This is a genomic window from Vibrio sp. SCSIO 43097 (assembly GCF_023650755.1).
Lineage (GTDB): Bacteria > Pseudomonadota > Gammaproteobacteria > Enterobacterales > Vibrionaceae > Vibrio > Vibrio alginolyticus.
Genome location: NZ_CP071841.1, coordinates 1,169,406 through 1,186,354, shown reverse-complemented (window position 1 = coordinate 1,186,354; position 16,949 = coordinate 1,169,406). Strand labels below are relative to the sequence as shown.

The 16,949-nt window shown below is 45.7% G+C and carries 10 protein-coding genes; 5 read left to right on the top strand and 5 right to left on the bottom strand.

Translation table 11 applies throughout. The features are described 5' to 3' along the window. Positions 1-1,004: 1,004 nt before the first annotated feature. Positions 1,005-1,343, bottom strand: a complete 339-nt coding sequence (locus tag J4N40_RS21675) for a YggL 50S ribosome-binding family protein (protein WP_213879699.1) — start codon at positions 1,341-1,343, stop codon at positions 1,005-1,007. Positions 1,344-1,609: 266 nt separating this feature from the next. Between J4N40_RS21675 and J4N40_RS21670 the strand changes: the two genes are divergently transcribed. Further along, on the top strand, positions 1,610-3,646 hold the full coding sequence (locus tag J4N40_RS21670; RefSeq protein ID WP_137282873.1) for a PhoX family protein: 2,037 nt from the start codon (positions 1,610-1,612) through the stop codon (positions 3,644-3,646). Between the two features lie 99 nt (positions 3,647-3,745). Here the strand turns inward: J4N40_RS21670 and J4N40_RS21665 are convergent, their stop codons facing one another. Both J4N40_RS21665 and J4N40_RS21660 read right to left on the bottom strand, forming a co-directional pair. Then, a complete protein-coding gene (locus J4N40_RS21665; RefSeq protein ID WP_213879701.1) occupies positions 3,746-5,137 on the bottom strand; it encodes a glycoside hydrolase family 1 protein in 1,392 nt (463 codons plus the stop codon). Positions 5,138-5,284: 147 nt separating this feature from the next. Further along, positions 5,285-7,345 (bottom strand): sensor histidine kinase, encoded by a 2,061-nt coding sequence (locus J4N40_RS21660; protein WP_250654511.1) that lies wholly within the window; start codon positions 7,343-7,345, stop codon positions 5,285-5,287. Positions 7,346-7,523: 178 nt separating this feature from the next. On the opposite strand from J4N40_RS21660, the gene J4N40_RS21655 reads away from it, so the two are divergent. Further along, entirely contained in the window at positions 7,524-8,873 is a 1,350-nt protein-coding gene (locus tag J4N40_RS21655; protein ID WP_053349389.1) for a sigma-54-dependent transcriptional regulator, read from the top strand. 43 nt (positions 8,874-8,916) lie between these two features. Here the strand turns inward: J4N40_RS21655 and J4N40_RS21650 are convergent, their stop codons facing one another. Next, positions 8,917-10,125: a GGDEF domain-containing protein gene (locus J4N40_RS21650; RefSeq protein ID WP_005374203.1), complete on the bottom strand. Its 1,209-nt coding sequence runs from the start codon at positions 10,123-10,125 to the stop codon at positions 8,917-8,919. A gap of 103 nt (positions 10,126-10,228) precedes the next feature. Beyond that, positions 10,229-11,539, bottom strand: coding sequence for a branched-chain amino acid transport system II carrier protein (gene brnQ, locus J4N40_RS21645; RefSeq protein ID WP_104980348.1), 1,311 nt, complete (start codon positions 11,537-11,539; stop codon positions 10,229-10,231). An 836-nt stretch (positions 11,540-12,375) separates the two neighbouring features. Here brnQ and J4N40_RS21640 point away from each other — a divergent pair. The 3 genes from J4N40_RS21640 (at position 12,376) to lhgD (ending at position 16,839) form a co-directional block, all read left to right on the top strand. After that, positions 12,376-13,386 carry a TAXI family TRAP transporter solute-binding subunit gene (locus J4N40_RS21640; protein ID WP_017635521.1) on the top strand — a complete coding sequence of 337 codons (1,011 nt, stop codon included), beginning with the start codon at positions 12,376-12,378 and terminating at the stop codon, positions 13,384-13,386. Between the two features lie 88 nt (positions 13,387-13,474). Further along, positions 13,475-15,598 carry a TRAP transporter permease gene (locus J4N40_RS21635; protein WP_115386448.1) on the top strand — a complete coding sequence of 708 codons (2,124 nt, stop codon included), beginning with the start codon at positions 13,475-13,477 and terminating at the stop codon, positions 15,596-15,598. An 8-nt stretch (positions 15,599-15,606) separates the two neighbouring features. Next, positions 15,607-16,839: an L-2-hydroxyglutarate dehydrogenase gene (gene lhgD, locus J4N40_RS21630; protein ID WP_064354485.1), complete on the top strand. Its 1,233-nt coding sequence runs from the start codon at positions 15,607-15,609 to the stop codon at positions 16,837-16,839. The last annotated feature ends 110 nt before the right edge of the window (positions 16,840-16,949 follow it).

The window sequence follows — 16,949 nt, the reverse complement described above, 5'->3', positions numbered from 1 at the left end:
ACTCATCCTAAGCTATCAAATCTTCATCCTGAAGATACCCAATCCTTTAGGCTTTTTTCCTGTTCCCGCCAACATCCTGTCGACAAATTGAGTATTGATGTTTTGCTGATTTGACTCAATTAACTTTTCTAAATTATTTTTACTTATTATTTTAAGTGAATTTAAATATTACTTTTAAATCATATATTTAATGTTTTTTCTGGCATTGCTCTTAGAGGTGATTAATCTATTTGCTTACAACTCTTGTAAGAGATCTCGCACAAGTTTGGTGGTGAATGTATTAATGAGCGCTTTTTGCTCCGAGTTCTGTGGATTGAACTGGATCACAATGCGTTAAAAGGGAGACGATAAAGATGAAAGTGAATTGATCTTGAGTAGAGATTTGTTTGAAAAGAAATAAAAATTCTTGCGGTTTTTATAAACAGTATGGTAGATCTGAAATGCCCACCTTGTTAATCCTTATTAAGATTCAATGACAGTATAAGTAGGGAACTTGATTGCCATTTTTCTGTCATATCTGGTGAGTAAGTTAACTGTGTCAGATAGATAATATGCCGTTTGCCAGTAAAAACAGGCTGCAAGAAATCGGTAATTATCATTATGTTGTGAAATTGGTCACGGTTAAATGATTGATTCCCTTATAGATTGAAGGGGATACGACCTTAGACAATAAGCTCCATGAGGAGCGTTACTTATATAAGATGAGGGACTTTACTATGAAAAAGACTAGAAGAGCTCAGCTACATCGTGTGCGTATTCAATACTGGAAAGACACGAAAGACGCCCCAGCTAAAAAATCATAGTTAATTATACCTAAAGGCACGAGCTGGCTGTGGAACGCAGTTTCCCGTTGATTGCCAGCTCAAAAACGCCACAATCACTCCGCGCAACTTCCCAAGCACCCTATTTTTAATATCGCATTCTTCCAAAAATAAAAAAGCCAGTCTTAAGACCAGCTTTCTCTACCATTTACTGAGCTCTGCGTATTACAGGTTGCCCTTTAGTTACAGGTAGTTGGCGTCAACTAGTTCGCCCGCTTGCGCGCTTTTCACTTCTGGGCGTGCTTCTAACCATTTGATAACTTGCGCTTTCTGTTCTTCAGTCGCACTGCCGTAACGGTCAGTAGAACATAGGAAGCCTTCAAACAGTTCTAGACCACCGCCACCGAAGCAAAGACCAAGCTCGTCAATGTAGTCGATAAAGTCATCAACGAATGCATCGTAACGGTCGAAGTCGTTAATGTCTGTTTCACAGCTGATCTCGAAACCTAGGATTACGAACTCACCTAAGAACAGCTTTTTACGGATACGACGGCTCTTGTTATCGATCTTGTCTAATTTCATGATTATCTCTCGTAGATGATTTGATTTCGTACACCTTATACCTTCTATCACACTTTAGCCCAAGTAAAATCAGAATGAAGCGATACAGTTGGTTATTATGTGACCATGATTTAATTGCTTCGTTAGCTGTGTTGGTTGGTTCGCAGTATTGTTGAAACACAAGTTTCATATGTTTTAAGCACTTTTGTCATTTTTCTTATCCAAACTTCTTGCCGTTCAACTAATCACTTATTTATTAATTAAACTATAAGATCGGGAAAGTAAAAATGAGCAAGGAAACCTTTGACGCGACGCGTTATAACCAAAGTGAAAACAAACCATTTGAAGAAGTATTAGAAGCGAGCCTATCTCGACGCAGCATTCTGAAAGGTGGTTTAGGTATCAGTGCGATGACAGCGTTTGGTGCTTTCGGATTGGCTGGTTGTAACTCGTCTGACTCAGGGAGTACAGTAAGCAGTGGTTCGGGCGCATCTAAAGCCGTTCTTAACTTTGAATCTATCCCTGGCTCACTCACTGACGCAGTTTCAATTCCACAAGGCTACACCGCACAAGTACTAGTACCTTGGGGAACACCACTTAATGCACAAGGCAGCGCATGGCAAAATGATGGTACCAACACCAGTACCGATCAGTTAAATGCGCTAGGCATGCACCATGACGGCATGCATTTTTTCCCATTAAACGATAGCACTACAGATGGCTTGCTATGTATTAACCACGAGTACATCGACACATCAGCACTGCATCCAAACGGTCCGACGGTTGAAAATGGCGTACGTACCATTGTAGATGAAGTGCGCAAAGAGATTAACGCGCACGGTGTATCAGTGGTTCGCATTCAACTGGAAGATAACATGTGGAAGTTGGTTGATACCGACCCACTAAACCGTCGTTATACTGGTGCGACAGTCATGGATTTGTCTGGCCCGGTAGCCCACACATCTTTAACTGTCACTCGTTTCTCACCAGATGGCAGCCAAGCGCGTGGTACGTTAAACAACTGTGGCAACGGCTACACGCCGTGGGGCACGTACTTAACGTGTGAAGAGAACTGGCCTGGTTACTTTGTTAACGCCGGGACTCGTACAGAAGAGCAAGATCGCATTGGTGTTGATGACCAAAGCACACGCTACTTGTGGGAGACATTAGCAGGTAATGCAGAAGAGCGTCTTGATGAGTTCTCTCGCTTTAATGTGGCTCCAACAGGAGCAAGTGCGATGGATGATTACCGTAATGAAGCCAATGGTCACGGTTACATTGTCGAGATTGACCCTTACACGCAAAACTCACGTGCGAAGAAACGTACTGCGCTAGGTCGTTTTCGTCACGAGGGCTGTACTTTCGGTAAGCTTGAAGAAGGCAAACCAGTGGTATTTTATTCTGGCCACGATTCTCGCTTTGAATACCTATACAAATTTGAATCTGCGGCAGCGTGGGATCCAGCAGATGCTAACCCTGATAATCGCTTGGCGATGGGTGACAAGTACATGGACGAAGGCACACTGTATGTGGCGCGCTTCAATGAAGACAGCACAGGTACTTGGTTACCATTAACGCTTGATAGCGTAACAACCGCTGGTGGTACGTTAGCGGATCACTTTGATTCACTGGCTGAAATTATCATCAATACTGCGGGTGCGGCGGATTTAGTTGGGGCAACACCAATGGATCGACCAGAGTGGTGTACGGTTGATCCATTCACGGGTTCAGTATATTTAACATTGACGAACAATACGCGCCGTACAGATGAAACCAATCCTGCGAATCCACGTTTGAATAATAAGTTTGGTCATGTTATCCGTTGGGATGAAGGTGCTGCAGCAACTGACTTTACTTGGGATATCTTTGTGTTTGGTTCTCCAGCAAATGGTGATGCAGATACCAACCGTTCTGGCTTGAATGAGTTAAACCAGTTTGCGAGCCCAGACGGATTAGCGTTTGATGGCCGTGGTATTTTGTGGATTCAGACTGATAACGGCGCAGATGAAGTCACGTCTTACACCAATGATCAAATGTTGGCTGTTGTTCCATCTAAGCTAACAGATGAGAATGGTGATCAAGCTGTGATTGGTGCGGATAATCAAGCTGAATTGAAACGCTTCTTTGTCGGACCAAATGGTTGTGAAGTAACAGGCTTTACCATCAGCCCTGATTACAAATCATTGTTTGTGAATATTCAGCACCCAGGCAACTGGCCATACAGTGAAGATGCAGCCGAAGAAACGCCTGCTGGTGTTTCTGTGCGCCCACGAGCGGCGACAGTGGTTATTCGCCGTGAAGACGGTGGAGAGATTGCAGTTTAATCTCTAAATGAATAAACACCTTAAAATTCAAGCCCTGCAATTGCAGGGCTTGATGGTTTAGGCGAATGCCTAGTTGCACTTTGTACCTAGACAACAGGCTTAGCTTTTCAATGAACCGCCTGAAGTACGAATCACGTCTTGATACCAGAAAAAGCTTTTCTTACGTTTACGTTCTAGCGTTCCTTGCCCATCATCATAACGATCGACATAGATAAAGCCGTAACGTTTGCTCATCTCAGCGGTTGAGTTCGCGACCAAATCGATTGGCCCCCAGCTGGTAAAGCCCATCAACTCAACGCCATCCAGAATCGCTTCGTGTGCTTGCACAAGGTGGTCGTTCAAGTAAGCGACGCGGTAATCATCTTGAATCTCACCGTTTTCATCGATTTCATCACGTGCACCTAAGCCGTTTTCTACGACAAACAGTGGTTTTTGGTAGCGATCGTGAAGGAAGTTCAGCAGAATGCGCAGGCCTTTTGGATCGATCAACCAGCCCCATTGGCTCTTCTCAAGATATGGGTTTGGTACGCTATCGACAATGTTACCCACTTCCTTCTGTTTCGGGTCTGCACTTGCACAGCCACTTGCGTAGTAGCTGAATGAGATGAAGTCGACACTCGCAGACGCAATTTCTTCTAAGTCGCCTGCTTCCATCTGAATTTCAATGCCGTTTTCGCGGAAGTAACGCTTCATGTAGCCAGGGTACTGACCACGTGTTTGCACATCACCGAAGAACAACCACTTGTTGTTTTCATGCATTGCAGCAAGCACGTCATCAGGGTTACAGGTATATGGGTAGTTGATTGCGCCAAGCAGCATGTTACCAATCTTGCCGTTTGGTACGATTTGCTGACACAGTTTTACCGCTTTTGCGTTGGCGACTAGTTGGTGGTGAATCGCTTGGTAAATCTCTTGTTCACTGGCGTCTTCTTGCAAACCAACACCAGTAAATGGTGCGTGTAGAGACATGTTGATTTCGTTGAACGTTAACCACAGCTTCACTTTGTCTTTGTAGCGTTCCAGCACGGTGCGAGCATAACGTTCGAAGAATTCGATGACGCGACGATCGCCCCAACCACCGTAGTTCTCGACCAGTGCGTAAGGCATTTCGTAGTGAGATAATGTCACGAAAGGTTGGATGTTGTGCTCGGCAAGTTCGTCAAAAATTTTATCGTAGAACGCCAAACCTTCTTCGTTAGGTTCTAGTTCGTCCCCGTTCGGGAAGATGCGGCTCCATGCCAAAGAGAGACGCAGACAGTTAAAGCCCATCTCTTTGAACAGCGCGATGTCTTCTGGGTAGCGATTGTAGAAGTCGATCGCCACGTCTTTGATACCCGGTGTACGCTCTTCACGGGTTTGATGCGGACTCAAAATACCGTTTGGCAGCATGTCTGATGTCGATAACCCTTTACCCCCAAGGTTGTACGCCCCTTCTACTTGGTTTGCAGCAATGGCACCGCCCCAAAGAAAATGTTCAGGAAACTTAATCATGTTTCTCACTCTTTATCGTTCGGAAGTTATTCGTCTTATTTGCTTGAGAATAGTGTAGGTCAAGGAGGGATTCTTGTATCGAGATCGTGTTTTTCTCAAACAGCGGGGATGCCTAGTTCTAATGATGATTTTGTAATCAATATCACCTTAGGCTGATTTGAACAATAAAGTGAAAGTCAGCCCATTTTGTTCATTCTTATGCACAGTAATTTGTCCGTTCATATCACGCATATTGTTGGCCGTAATCGCTAAACCCAGCCCCAATCCTTCACCAATTTTCTTTGAGGTTTGGAAGGGTTCGAACATGGATTCAAGCATCTCATCCGACACGCCGCAGCCATTATCACTGATGATCAGTTCGACCTGATTGCTGGTTGGGTTGACGATCAAGCTGAGCTGCGGGTTGGTGGTATTGTTCATTGCGTCTAGCGCATTCGAGACAAGATTACCGAGCACCTGAAGCAGTCGTTGTTCTTCACCCATGATATTAGGTAAATCATGAGGAACGCGCACACGCACATCCACCTTGTCTAATTGGGATTGATAAACGCGTAAGGTCTCTTCGAGTGCGGAGGTAAGAGAAATCGCCTGTAGGCTTTCTGGTTTGTTGTAGGCGAACGTCTTTAACTGACTGGTCATGCTTGCCATGCGATCAATCAGCTTCTGCACCAATACGTTGTTGGCTTTCATCATCTCGGTTTCACCGCGTTCCGCTAGTAGCTCGTTCGTGGTGAGCAGGGTGCGCAAGCCCGTCAGTGGCTGATTGAGCTCATGAGTGATCGCGCTCGACATGCGACCCAAGGCGGCCATTTTGCTCGATTCAATCAACTGGCTTTGTGCTTCTTTTAGCGCTTGAGTTCGCTCTTCAACTCGCTGCGCCAGTTCTTGGTTGACCTGTTGCAGTGATTGCTCGGCTTTTTTCCGCTTGCTGATGTCGATGATCGTCGCAAGGAAATACTGCTCGCCATGCCAAGGGAAACTGGTCAGTGAGAACAAGACAGGGAAGACGCTACCGTCACTGCGTCTGGCAATGGTTTCGACCGTGCTGATCTCTGCGAGCTCTTTATGCTTAGGCAGGTCCTTTAGTAACTTAAGTGTTGTGGAATTGGGATTGCCAGCGTCGAATAACTCCCAAGCAAAAGCGTGTCGATTGACGCTTTCTGGTAAACAGAACAAACGTTTCGCCATTGGGTTGAGGTCGAACAGTTGCCCTTGTTCATCAATCAATAGCAAACCAACGTGGGTTTTATTGATCATCTGTTTCAAGCGGCGTTGGGACTCTTCCAACAGAGCTTGAATTCGTTGTTGATTGATGTGCTTTTGTCGTCGTTGTAAGCCAATGATGACGAGCAATACAACCAATAAGAGCAGCGCTGCTACGCTCCAACCAATCACATTGATAGTTTGTTGAATCGGCTTAGAAGGGGTGAGGTAGCTGACGTACCAATTCAAATCATCTAATTTAACGGTGTGTGCAAAATAACGCTGTTGGTTGAGCGTCCACACACTGATATTGGTGTTGTCGTATAAGCGTTGCGTTTCTAACTGAACGGTGTTGCTCGGTTCGTTAAACCAGTCAGCGTTATAAAGCGCGCTACTCGATAGGAAAAAGCGTTGTTGACGATTCTGCAACGTGATGATGTCTTGGCTAGTAATGGTCTGTTCGGTCAACAAGCTAAGGTTGATTTGCACCACCACAATGCCAGCGATATCCAGACCATCGTAGATAGGGGCTGCAAGATAATACAATGGGCTCGAACCTTTGGTTTTGTTCACCAAGGAAACACCGCCGCCTTGGTTGTGAATTTGTTCCACAATGGCTTTTCGGTCAGACAGGCTAAAGCGCTCTTCGATTAAACTCGAGACCAATACTTCGCCAGAGTTAGACAGGATTAGCCAACCTTCCGTATTGGCGGCTTTATCTAGCTGAGTCAGTTGGGTTTGCAATGGCTCGTAATAAGTCAGATTCCCTTTCACAAACGCGATGGTTTCTGGGTTATTGGTTACGAGGTAAGGTAAGTGGTAGAAGCGTTTGAGTGCACGGCGAACTTCACCAATATAGTCGAGTAGTTTTTGTTGAGCTTCGGTTTGAGTTTGTACACTCAACCACTGACGGGCAACCTCTCTGCTGGCGCTATAGCAAGACAACATCAGCACTGCCGCAATTGCGACCACAAGCCATGTTTTGCCATTCCTTTTGCGCTGCATACCGACTCCATTCAGCTAGTGCGTTCTCACCAACAGTCATTAAAGAGTGCGCCTAACTGGTTGGATGTTAAAGACTTGTAAGCAAGAAGTGAGATCTAGCTCCTTTTCTCCTCAGTGGTTTTTGCTACCGTTAATAAAGATCGATTTCTTTCCCACCCCACAAAGCAGGCAGTAACTCATGGCTTTTGACGACATCCCTAAAATTGCACTTATCGAAGACGATGACATTGTTCGTCAGGCTACCAGCCAATGGCTGCAACTGGCGGGGTTCGATGTGACCTCATTCAGTTTAGGCGAAGAGGGCAAAGCGGCCATTCTGAGCCAAGAATTTGATGCGATTGTCAGTGACGTTCGCCTGCCAGACACCGATGGTTTGTCGATACTAGAAAGCCTGATTGCCAATCACGTCCCAACGCCAGTTATCTTGATCACCGGACATGGTGACGTCGATATGGCAGTAGGGGCGTTACAAAACGGTGCGTTCGATTTTATTGAGAAACCTTTCCAACCTGAGCGTTTATCCCAACGAGTAACCGAAGCGGTCGAGAGCTATCGCGCACAAACGTCTACTCAAGATCGCCAAGAGTACCTATCTAGCGTTAGCGGCTTAGAAGAGGTGTTGATTGGGCGAAGCCGAGTGATGCAACAGCTTAGAGAACAAGTAGCCAAGTTAGCACGCATTGATACTAACGTGATCATTTACGGCGAAACAGGTTGTGGTAAAGAGCTGGTGGCGACCAGTTTGCATAATGAAAGCCAACGCAGATCCTATCATTTTGTGCCAATCAACTGTGGCGCTATTCCTGAGAACCTGTTTGAAAGTGAGCTGTTTGGGCATGAAGCAGGGGCATTTACCGGAGCGGGTAAAAAGCGCATTGGTAAGTTGGAATACGCGGATAAAGGCACTTTATTCTTTGATGAAATCGAGAGTATGCCGCTGTCCATGCAGGTGAAAGTGTTGCGTTCATTACAGGAACATACGGTAGAGCGCGTTGGGGGCAACCAACAGATCTCAGTTGATTTGAGAGTGATCGCCGCCGCGAAAGAAGATCTCAATGATCATGACGAGTTTCGTCAGGATTTGTACTATCGTCTTAATGTGGCGCAGATCTATTTGCCACCGCTACGTGAGCGAGAAGAAGATGCGTTGATCTTGTTCGAACACTTTGCTCTGAAAAGTAATCCTGAGAGTCGTCTGCTGAGTGAAGCCGATAGAAAGGCCATTCTTGCTTACTCTTGGCCCGGTAACGTACGTGAGCTTAGGAATGTAGCGATGCGTTTTGCATTGGATGAAACCGTCTCCGTGATGGAAATTCTCTCCAGTCGACCATCCTCAACAACCGAAGAGACGCATGCGGGCGTGCCGCTGGCGATTCAGCTACATAACTTTGAACGTAAGGTGCTACATGATTCTTTAGTCAGGCATCATGGACGCATCAATGAGGTGATGCAGGAGTTGGATTTACCACGTCGAACCCTTAACCAAAAGATGCAGAAGTTTGGTTTGAATCGCTCCGACTATACTTAGTGCGATTTCTAGCTAATTCGAAATTACTGGCATAACAAACACGTTATGCGCTTTTGGCTGGAGCTGGGACAAACTTATAATTTAGGTCTTTACCTTCTCCAAACAAGGTAACGAGGTTCCTTCCAGTATGTTTAGAGCTATATAGCGCTTCGTCTGCTTCAGCAAGCGCCTCTTGAAGTGATTGCCCCTCAGATAACTGACTGATACCAAAGCTCATGGTCACTTCAGTTTTAAATGATTGCAAAGCGGTTTCAGTTTCGACCGCAAGGCGAATTTGCTCTGCGACAATTTTGGCTTGCTGTGCTTTTTCGAGCAAAACAATCATGAACTCGTCACCACCAAATCGCACAATGCAGGCGGACTCAGGAAGATGCTTTTTAAAAATAGTGGAGATCGTTGCCATGACGGAGTCGCCAACCGTGTGACCATAGTGATCATTAATCGCTTTGAACTTGTCGACATCAGTCATAATAATGCTGATTGCTTGGCTTTTTTTATGTGCTTTACTAACCAAGTTTGGAACGATTTCTTCCATGGCTCGACGATTATATAGCCCTGTGAGTGCATCTAAATGAGAGAGATCATTAATGGATTGCACCAAGCGTCCGTTAATTAACCACAGCATACTAAAGCTCAAAGCAACGATCAGGCAGATGCTAAATAAGAAAGTCAGCTGATGGATAAGGCCTGCGACCATAAAGCTTGGTAACTCACCTGAAAAAGTACTCCAAAGCGCCCTAAATCCCATAAAAAAACTAAATCCAAAGAAAGAGTAAGCCATTGCTTTAACAGGGAGCTTTAAGTCCTTTTGGGTACCTTTAAGCATAGCGACACCACTAAAGAAGGTGACGATACAAATATACATGCTCAGATAAATAATGCGGCTTTTGATAGAAGGATCATGGAAGGTGAAATAGTAAAATGAACCACTGAAAACAGGTGTTAACAAGGTGAGACAGTGAGCCAATTTTAAAGGGTATTGACGAAAAATGCTTACGCTATATAGCGTAAGCAAGAAGCCGACTAATATGAGAGTGTTGGCTATGACGATGGTCAGCCAGTCTGGCGCAGAGCCTCTAAAGCCAAGTAAAAAAGGACCTAAACCAATAAACAGTAGTGATATCGAGAAGGTTTTTAGGCCTTTGACTCTACCCTGAGTGTATTGATAACAAAGCAGACTAATAGAGTAAATGCAAGAGAACAGAATAACGATAAAGTTCAGTGTTCTGATGTCTAGATACTGATTATCCATAGGCGACCCATATCAATCTTTCATTCAGGCAACTCCTTTGCCTGATATCAATAAGCGAGCTACATAGTAACGCACTTATTGAGCGATGTCTTATGTTAAACGGCTATTCATTCACCAGCTCGAATTGTTCGGTTTGGTTGGTTTTCGTCGTAAACAGCAGACCAACAATCATCATAAATACGCTAGGCACAATCCAGCTAGCAAAGTCATTGTACAGAGGCATGTAATTACCCATCCACTCATCAGTGGAACTTGGCATGTAACCTAGGATGTGCAGCGCATCAACACAACCAAACATTAGAGCAGTGAACGCGGTTGCGACGACCATGATTTGCGACATCTTGTCGCGCACTGGTGCCATGATCATCAATGCAATCGCTACTGGGTGAAGCGCCACAACCGCTGGTAATGTGATAGCCAATAGTTGCTCTAGACCTACGTTGGCGATCAAACCAGCCAATACCATGGTCGTGATAACGCAGCCTTTGTAGTTCACTTTGCTGAAAGTGTTGTCGTAAAACTCACTGCCTGCTGTGGTTACGCCGATAGCAGTAGTCAAACACGCCAATACCATCACGGCACCTAGTAATAGTGAGCCAAATGCGCCGAAGTGGCTGAAGGTGAATGCCGTTAAAATGTCGCCACCATTGCTGAACTCAGAACCCAAGTATGAGCTTGTCGAACCAATGTAAGCCAATGAGATGTAAACAAACGCCATGGCAACCGCGTACATCAAAGCTGCGATTAGCGTGTATTTTGCGGTGGCTTTCGGGCAATCCACACCCATGCTGCGAATCGCGCGGAAGATAATCCAACCAAAACCGATAGAACCTAATGCATCCATGGTCATGTAACCTTGGGTTAAGCCTTCAGCAAATGCGCCAGATACGTATGGTCCCGTTGCGGCAGTTAGCTCACCTGCAGGAGAAACCAAAGCCGTCACAGACATGATGATCAAGATTGCCATCAAGGCAGGCGTTAAGATCTTGCCTAGGTTGTCGACCAACTTACCCGGATATAGAGCAAATAGAATGGTGATAGCACAGAAGGCAATAGTGAAAGGCACCAAAGCGGCATCACCAAACATTGGCGCAAAGCTGAATTGATAAGCGACGGTAATCGCACGTGGGATTACGAACGCAGGGCCAATCACAATAAATACCATCACCCAAAAACTTGTCGCCAAAGGTTTAGGCAGGGCAGCGGTTAATTTGTCTGAACCGTTTACGATAGCCACCATCACCAGTGCCATCGCAGGCAGACCAACACCCGTTAAGAGGAAGCCAGACATCCCGCTCAGAAAGTTTTCACCTGCTTGGTAACCCAAAAATGGAGGGAAGATCAGGTTACCTGCGCCTAAGTACATGGCGAAAGTCATGAAGCCCAAAGCGGCGATATTGCGTGCGCTTAACATTGTTATTCCTCTTATGTTTCGCTTGGAAGAAACTGAAAGGAATGGGAGGAGTATGTGGTGTTCCCGTCAGCTTCTTCTCAAGCTGACAGAAAGTTTAGATATAGCCTGTCAGCTCTGAATCAGTTTCAGAGAGAGCAGGAGGATCGCAGCAGCAACGCCAGATGGGCGTTTTAAAGCGAATTGTAATTGCGCAGTTGCTGACATGGGTGATCCTTAATGACGAAAAAATACCAAGGAATACGTTTGCCTTGGTGTGTTGTTACCCTAACGAACATAGGGCCATTGGCACAACCCCGAAGTAGAAAATAAGTTGATACGGTCAATGTTTGTTTCTGAACTGGTGGATCGAGCTGCTTTTTAAATTCAAAATTAGAATAAATGACTTTTCATTTCTGTAACATGGCTTGCTTTGCTGTATTTTTGTGCTATTTGTAGTCGTTTAGGCTATAAACCTCAGCTGATAAAGTGAGCAGTTTAGAATGATGCGCTTTTTCTTCTTATTGTTAAGACGCTCATTAGTTGCAGTTCAATCCAAAATTGCATCGGCAAAATATTGCTTATTAGTGAATCGTGCATTTATTTTGTCTTGATCACATTTTATTAACCTTTTGCGATCTAGGCGTGCAACCTTCTTCTCTTGAATAAGCAAGATCTTGCTCATTACTTTGCTATCAAATCAGCATGATTTTGCTCATTTTTGATGTCCTTCAGCACTTAGTTCAATAAATACAAAGAGTTAAAAGTTGGCATTTCAATTGCTCTAGGGAATTTGTTGTTAATAAAGATTTAACATGATGTAAATCCCCAATCGTGAAACGACTACACGGAGAGTAATAATGAAAATGAACAAGCTGGTAAAAGCTTTGGCTGTCGCTGTGACTTCTTTTGGTATTGCTGCTAACGCTGCGGCAGAAGATCGTAGCTACATTCTTGCAACGGCATCGACAGGTGGTACTTACTACCCTGTGGGCGTAGCGCTGGCGACGTTAAGCAAAGTGAAATTGGCACCAAAGCACCACTTCTCCCTTTCTGCAATCAGCTCTGCGGGCTCTGGTGAAAACGTCAAACTGCTGAACGAAAATGAAGCACAGTTCGCGATTCTACAAGGTCTTTACGGTGCATGGGCTTGGTCTGGTGAAGGTCCTTATGAGAAGAGCGGTCGCCAAGAGCAGCTGCGTTCGGTCTCTATGCTGTGGCAAAACGTTGAGCACTTTATTGTTCGCTCGGATCTAGCAAAAACGGGCACAGTGACTGACCTGAACAACCTAGATGGCAAGAAGTTTTCTATCGGTAAGAAGAACTCAGGTACTGAAAACTCTGGTCGCCAAATCATGAAAGGTCTGAAAGTAGATCCTGATAAATTCAATCTTGCTTACATGGGTTACGGCGGCAGTGCGAGCGCACTTCAAAACGGCACCATTGACGGCATGAACACGCCTGCGGGTGTACCTGTTGGTGCGGTCACTCAAGCTTTTGCTGCGCTGGGTAAAGACATTTCGATTCTTTCGTTTACTGACGAACAAATCAAAGAGGCGAACGGCAATTACAACCTATGGACGAAGTACGAGATCCCTGCGAACACGTATCCAGGTCTAGATAAGCCGATCACCACCATTGCACAGCCAAACTTCTTGGCTGTTCGTGAAGATATCTCGGAAGAAGACGTTTACCAGCTAACCAAAGCGATCTACGAGAACCTGCCTTTCCTACAAGGTATTCATAAAGCAACCAAAGCAATGGCAATTGAGAAAGCAATTGCAGGCTTGCCAGTGCCTCTTCACCCAGGTGCGGTGCGTTACTACAAAGAAATGGGCATCGAAATCCCATCAGACCTAATGGCGAAATAACGCCAACTTCGCCCCGAGTTTCGGCTCGGGGCATTTTATCCCTACCGATTTCTAAGATGGAAAAAGCCGCCAGAGCTTGGAGTATGAGATGAGCGACTCAATAGAAAAGGAATTGCAGAAGTTTGAGCTGCCCACGCGCACTGATTTTCCGTGGGTAACCACCACAATCACAGTGTTTGGCGTGGTGTTGTCTGCTTTGCACATTTGGTTTAATACCTTATCGACGTTACCAGAGTTATGGATTTCCGCGACCCACTTTGCTGGCTTTGCGGTGATTTGTGCGCTTTGGTATCCGGCTCATATCTCTCTCAAGCAGAGTAAGATTGCACTCGGTATCGATGTGTTAATTGCCATGGGCGCGGTCGCGTGTTTGCTCTACATTCCCTATGCCGAAGATGCGCTATATGAACGCGGTGTGAAGTTCGTGACCAGCGATTGGGTCTTCGCCATCATGGCAATTTTGATTGTTATCGAACTGATTCGACGCACCATGGGCTGGTTTATTCCAGTGTTGATTGTGGTGTGTTTAAGCTACGTTGTGCTTTGGGGTAAGTGGGCGACAGGTATTTTCCACTTCCCGGGTTTGAGCATGGAAACCTTGCTCTACCGCAGCTTCTATTCTTCTGAGGGCATGTTTGGCTCTATCTCACGCATCAGTTGGACTTTCGTATTCATGTTCATTCTGTTCGGTGCGTTTCTTGTTCGCTCTGGTGTCGGTGATTACATCATCAATGTGGCACGTGCTGCGGCTGGCAAAATCATTGGTGGTCCGGGTTTTATCGCAGTGATTGGCTCCGGTTTGATGGGCTCAGTATCGGGCTCTAGTGTGGCAAATACGGTTTCCACCGGTGTTATCAGTATTCCTTTGATGCAAAAAGCAGGTTTCCCTTCGCGCTTTGCAGCGGGGGTTGAAGCTGCGGCGTCAACAGGTGGTCAGTTGATGCCACCTGTGATGGGAGCGGGTGCTTTCATAATGGCGTCTTACACGCAAATTCCTTATGTTGATATTATTGCCGTTTCTTTCATTCCTGCTCTTATCTATTTCTTGTCTGTGGCGTTCTTTGTGCGTATCGAAGCCAAACGCAGCGGCGTTCAAAAAATCACGACCAGTGATGAGTCTCTACTGAAAGTGTTGATCAGCGGTTGGCACAATCTTATCCCGCTGGCGGTGTTGGTTACTTTGTTGGTTCAAGGCTTTACGCCAACTTACGCTGCGGGCTTGTCGATCATTTCTGTGGTGGTGGCTTCTTGGTTCTCGAAAGATCATAAGATGGGACCAAAAGCGATCATCGAAGCGCTATCACAAGGTGCGAAAAATATGGCGACAACTGCGGTATTGCTGGTGGGTATTGGTTTGGTGATCAACGTGATCAGCACCACGGGCATCGGCAACACGTTCTCACTGATGATCGACGGTTGGGCGAATGGCGACCTGTTCATCATGATCATTCTGATTGCGCTCGCTTCTCTTGTTTTAGGTATGGGTTTACCCGTGACAGCGGCGTATATTGTATTGGGTACACTGTCTGCCCCTGCGCTTTACAAATTGATTGCGGAAAACCAATTGCTTGAATTGATGGTGTCGGGTCAATTGCCTGAACAAGCAAAAGCGATCTTCATGTTGGCGGCGCCAGAAAAGTTGGAACTGCTTAATGCACCAATGGCGTTGGAAACCGCGAAAGAAATGGTGGCGCTAGTACCTGCGGACTTTATGGAAACCCTACTAGAGCAAAGTTTGGGTATGGAAGCGGTAGGCTTGGCGTTGCTGGCTGCTCACCTCATCATCTTCTGGTTATCGCAAGACAGCAACGTTACGCCTCCAGTGTGTTTGACCGCATTTGCAGCAGCGACCATCGCTAAAACACCGCCAATGCGCACTGGTTTGATGGCATGGAAAATTGCCAAAGGTTTGTATCTTGTACCGCTGTTGATTGCTTATACAGGCTTAGTCAGTTGGGATGTGACGTTAGTGATTACCGTGGGCTTCTTTGCCATCATCGGTACCTATGCATTGATTGGTGCGATTGAAGGCTACTTGGAAGGTCCTCTAAACATTCTGACGCGTCTCTTGTTGGTAGTGGTAGGTACATTGCTAGTTTGGCACGACATCCCAATGTTGGTTCGTGTGGCAAGCTGCGCGGTATTTGTCGCGGTGTTCATTTACAGTGGTCGCAAGTTCAAATTGCAACAATCTCAACTATCGGTTTTATAAGAGGTCGTATGAAATCAGTCTATGACTACATCATTGTTGGTGGCGGTATCGTTGGTGTGTCGACAGCATGGCAACTACAGCAACGTCATCCAGACAAATCCATTTTATTGGTTGAGAAAGAGTCCGGTTTTGCCCAGCACCAAACCGGACACAATAGCGGCGTGATTCATGCCGGGGTGTACTACGCACCGGGCAGCTTAAAAGCGGATTTTTGTAAGCGTGGGGTAGAGCGAACCATTTCGTTTTGTGCCGAGCACGATATTCCGGTGGAGAACTGTGGCAAGTTACTGGTTGCGACCAATGAGCAAGAAATCGAACGCATGAATGCCCTCTATGAGCGCTGCCATGTCAACGGCATCGACGTAAAGCTACTCGATGAAGTCCAACTCAAGCTGGCTGAGCCAAACATCACAGGCTTGGGTGCGATTTATGTCAAAACCACCAGTATTGTCGATTATCGTTTGGTCACAGAGCAGATGGCGGAAGAGTTTAAAAAGCTTGGCGGTCAAATCAGTCTGAGAACCAAAGTGGTGGCTGCCGAAGAGAAGGATGAAGAAGTTCAACTGACCTGCATTTCAGACGGGCAAACCATGCAACTTAATACCAAGTTCTTGGTTACTTGCAGCGGCTTGATGGCGGATCGCATGACCAAGATGATGGGTATTCCAACTAACTTTCAGATCATCCCTTATCGTGGTGAATACTACCGCTTAGATAGCAAACACGACCAAGTGGTGAATCATCTTATTTATCCAATTCCCGACCCTGATTTGCCATTCTTAGGTGTCCACCTGACTCGCATGATTGATGGCAGTGTGACCGTTGGTCCAAATGCGGTGCAAGGCTGGAAGCGAGAAGGGTACGACAAGGTTAACTTCAGCTTGCAAGATACCATGCAAATGCTCAGTTTCTCCGGCTTTTGGAAGGTGACACAAAAGCATCTAAAAACCGGACTGGGTGAGTTTAAGAACTCGTGGTGGAAGCCGGGCTACCTCAAGTTGGTCAACAAATATTGCCCAAGCATCAAGGTAGAAGATCTCAAACCATATCCTGCGGGTATTCGTGCGCAAGCAGTGTTATCCGATGGCACCTTGGTTCATGACTTTTTGTTTGCCGAGAGCGCAAGAAGCCTGCACGTTTGCAACGCCCCCTCTCCTGCAGCGACATCTGCAATGCCTATTGGAGAGTACATTTGCGATAAAGTGAATGAGAAGATAGAGGCGAAAACCGAGACGGTTTAACAGTAAAAAGCCATGTTAAAATATATGAGCGAAAAGAATGCTTTTCTAGAATATTGACTGGTATGTTATTTGCCGCACAATAATGTAATTAGTATGTAAGAAATGGTTTT

Bases quoted from the DNA above. Each gene is read 5' to 3' on its own strand.
- J4N40_RS21675 (WP_213879699.1), bottom strand. From the start codon at position 1,343: ATGAAATTAGACAAGATCGATAACAAGAGCCGTCGTATCCGTAAAAAG.
- J4N40_RS21670 (WP_137282873.1), top strand. From the start codon at position 1,610: ATGAGCAAGGAAACCTTTGACGCGACGCGTTATAACCAAAGTGAAAAC.
- J4N40_RS21665 (WP_213879701.1), bottom strand. From the start codon at position 5,137: ATGATTAAGTTTCCTGAACATTTTCTTTGGGGCGGTGCCATTGCTGCA.
- J4N40_RS21660 (WP_250654511.1), bottom strand. From the start codon at position 7,345: ATGCAGCGCAAAAGGAATGGCAAAACATGGCTTGTGGTCGCAATTGCG.
- J4N40_RS21655 (WP_053349389.1), top strand. From the start codon at position 7,524: ATGGCTTTTGACGACATCCCTAAAATTGCACTTATCGAAGACGATGAC.
- J4N40_RS21650 (WP_005374203.1), bottom strand. From the start codon at position 10,125: ATGGATAATCAGTATCTAGACATCAGAACACTGAACTTTATCGTTATT.
- brnQ (WP_104980348.1), bottom strand. From the start codon at position 11,539: ATGTTAAGCGCACGCAATATCGCCGCTTTGGGCTTCATGACTTTCGCC.
- J4N40_RS21640 (WP_017635521.1), top strand. From the start codon at position 12,376: ATGAAAATGAACAAGCTGGTAAAAGCTTTGGCTGTCGCTGTGACTTCT.
- J4N40_RS21635 (WP_115386448.1), top strand. From the start codon at position 13,475: ATGAGCGACTCAATAGAAAAGGAATTGCAGAAGTTTGAGCTGCCCACG.
- lhgD (WP_064354485.1), top strand. From the start codon at position 15,607: ATGAAATCAGTCTATGACTACATCATTGTTGGTGGCGGTATCGTTGGT.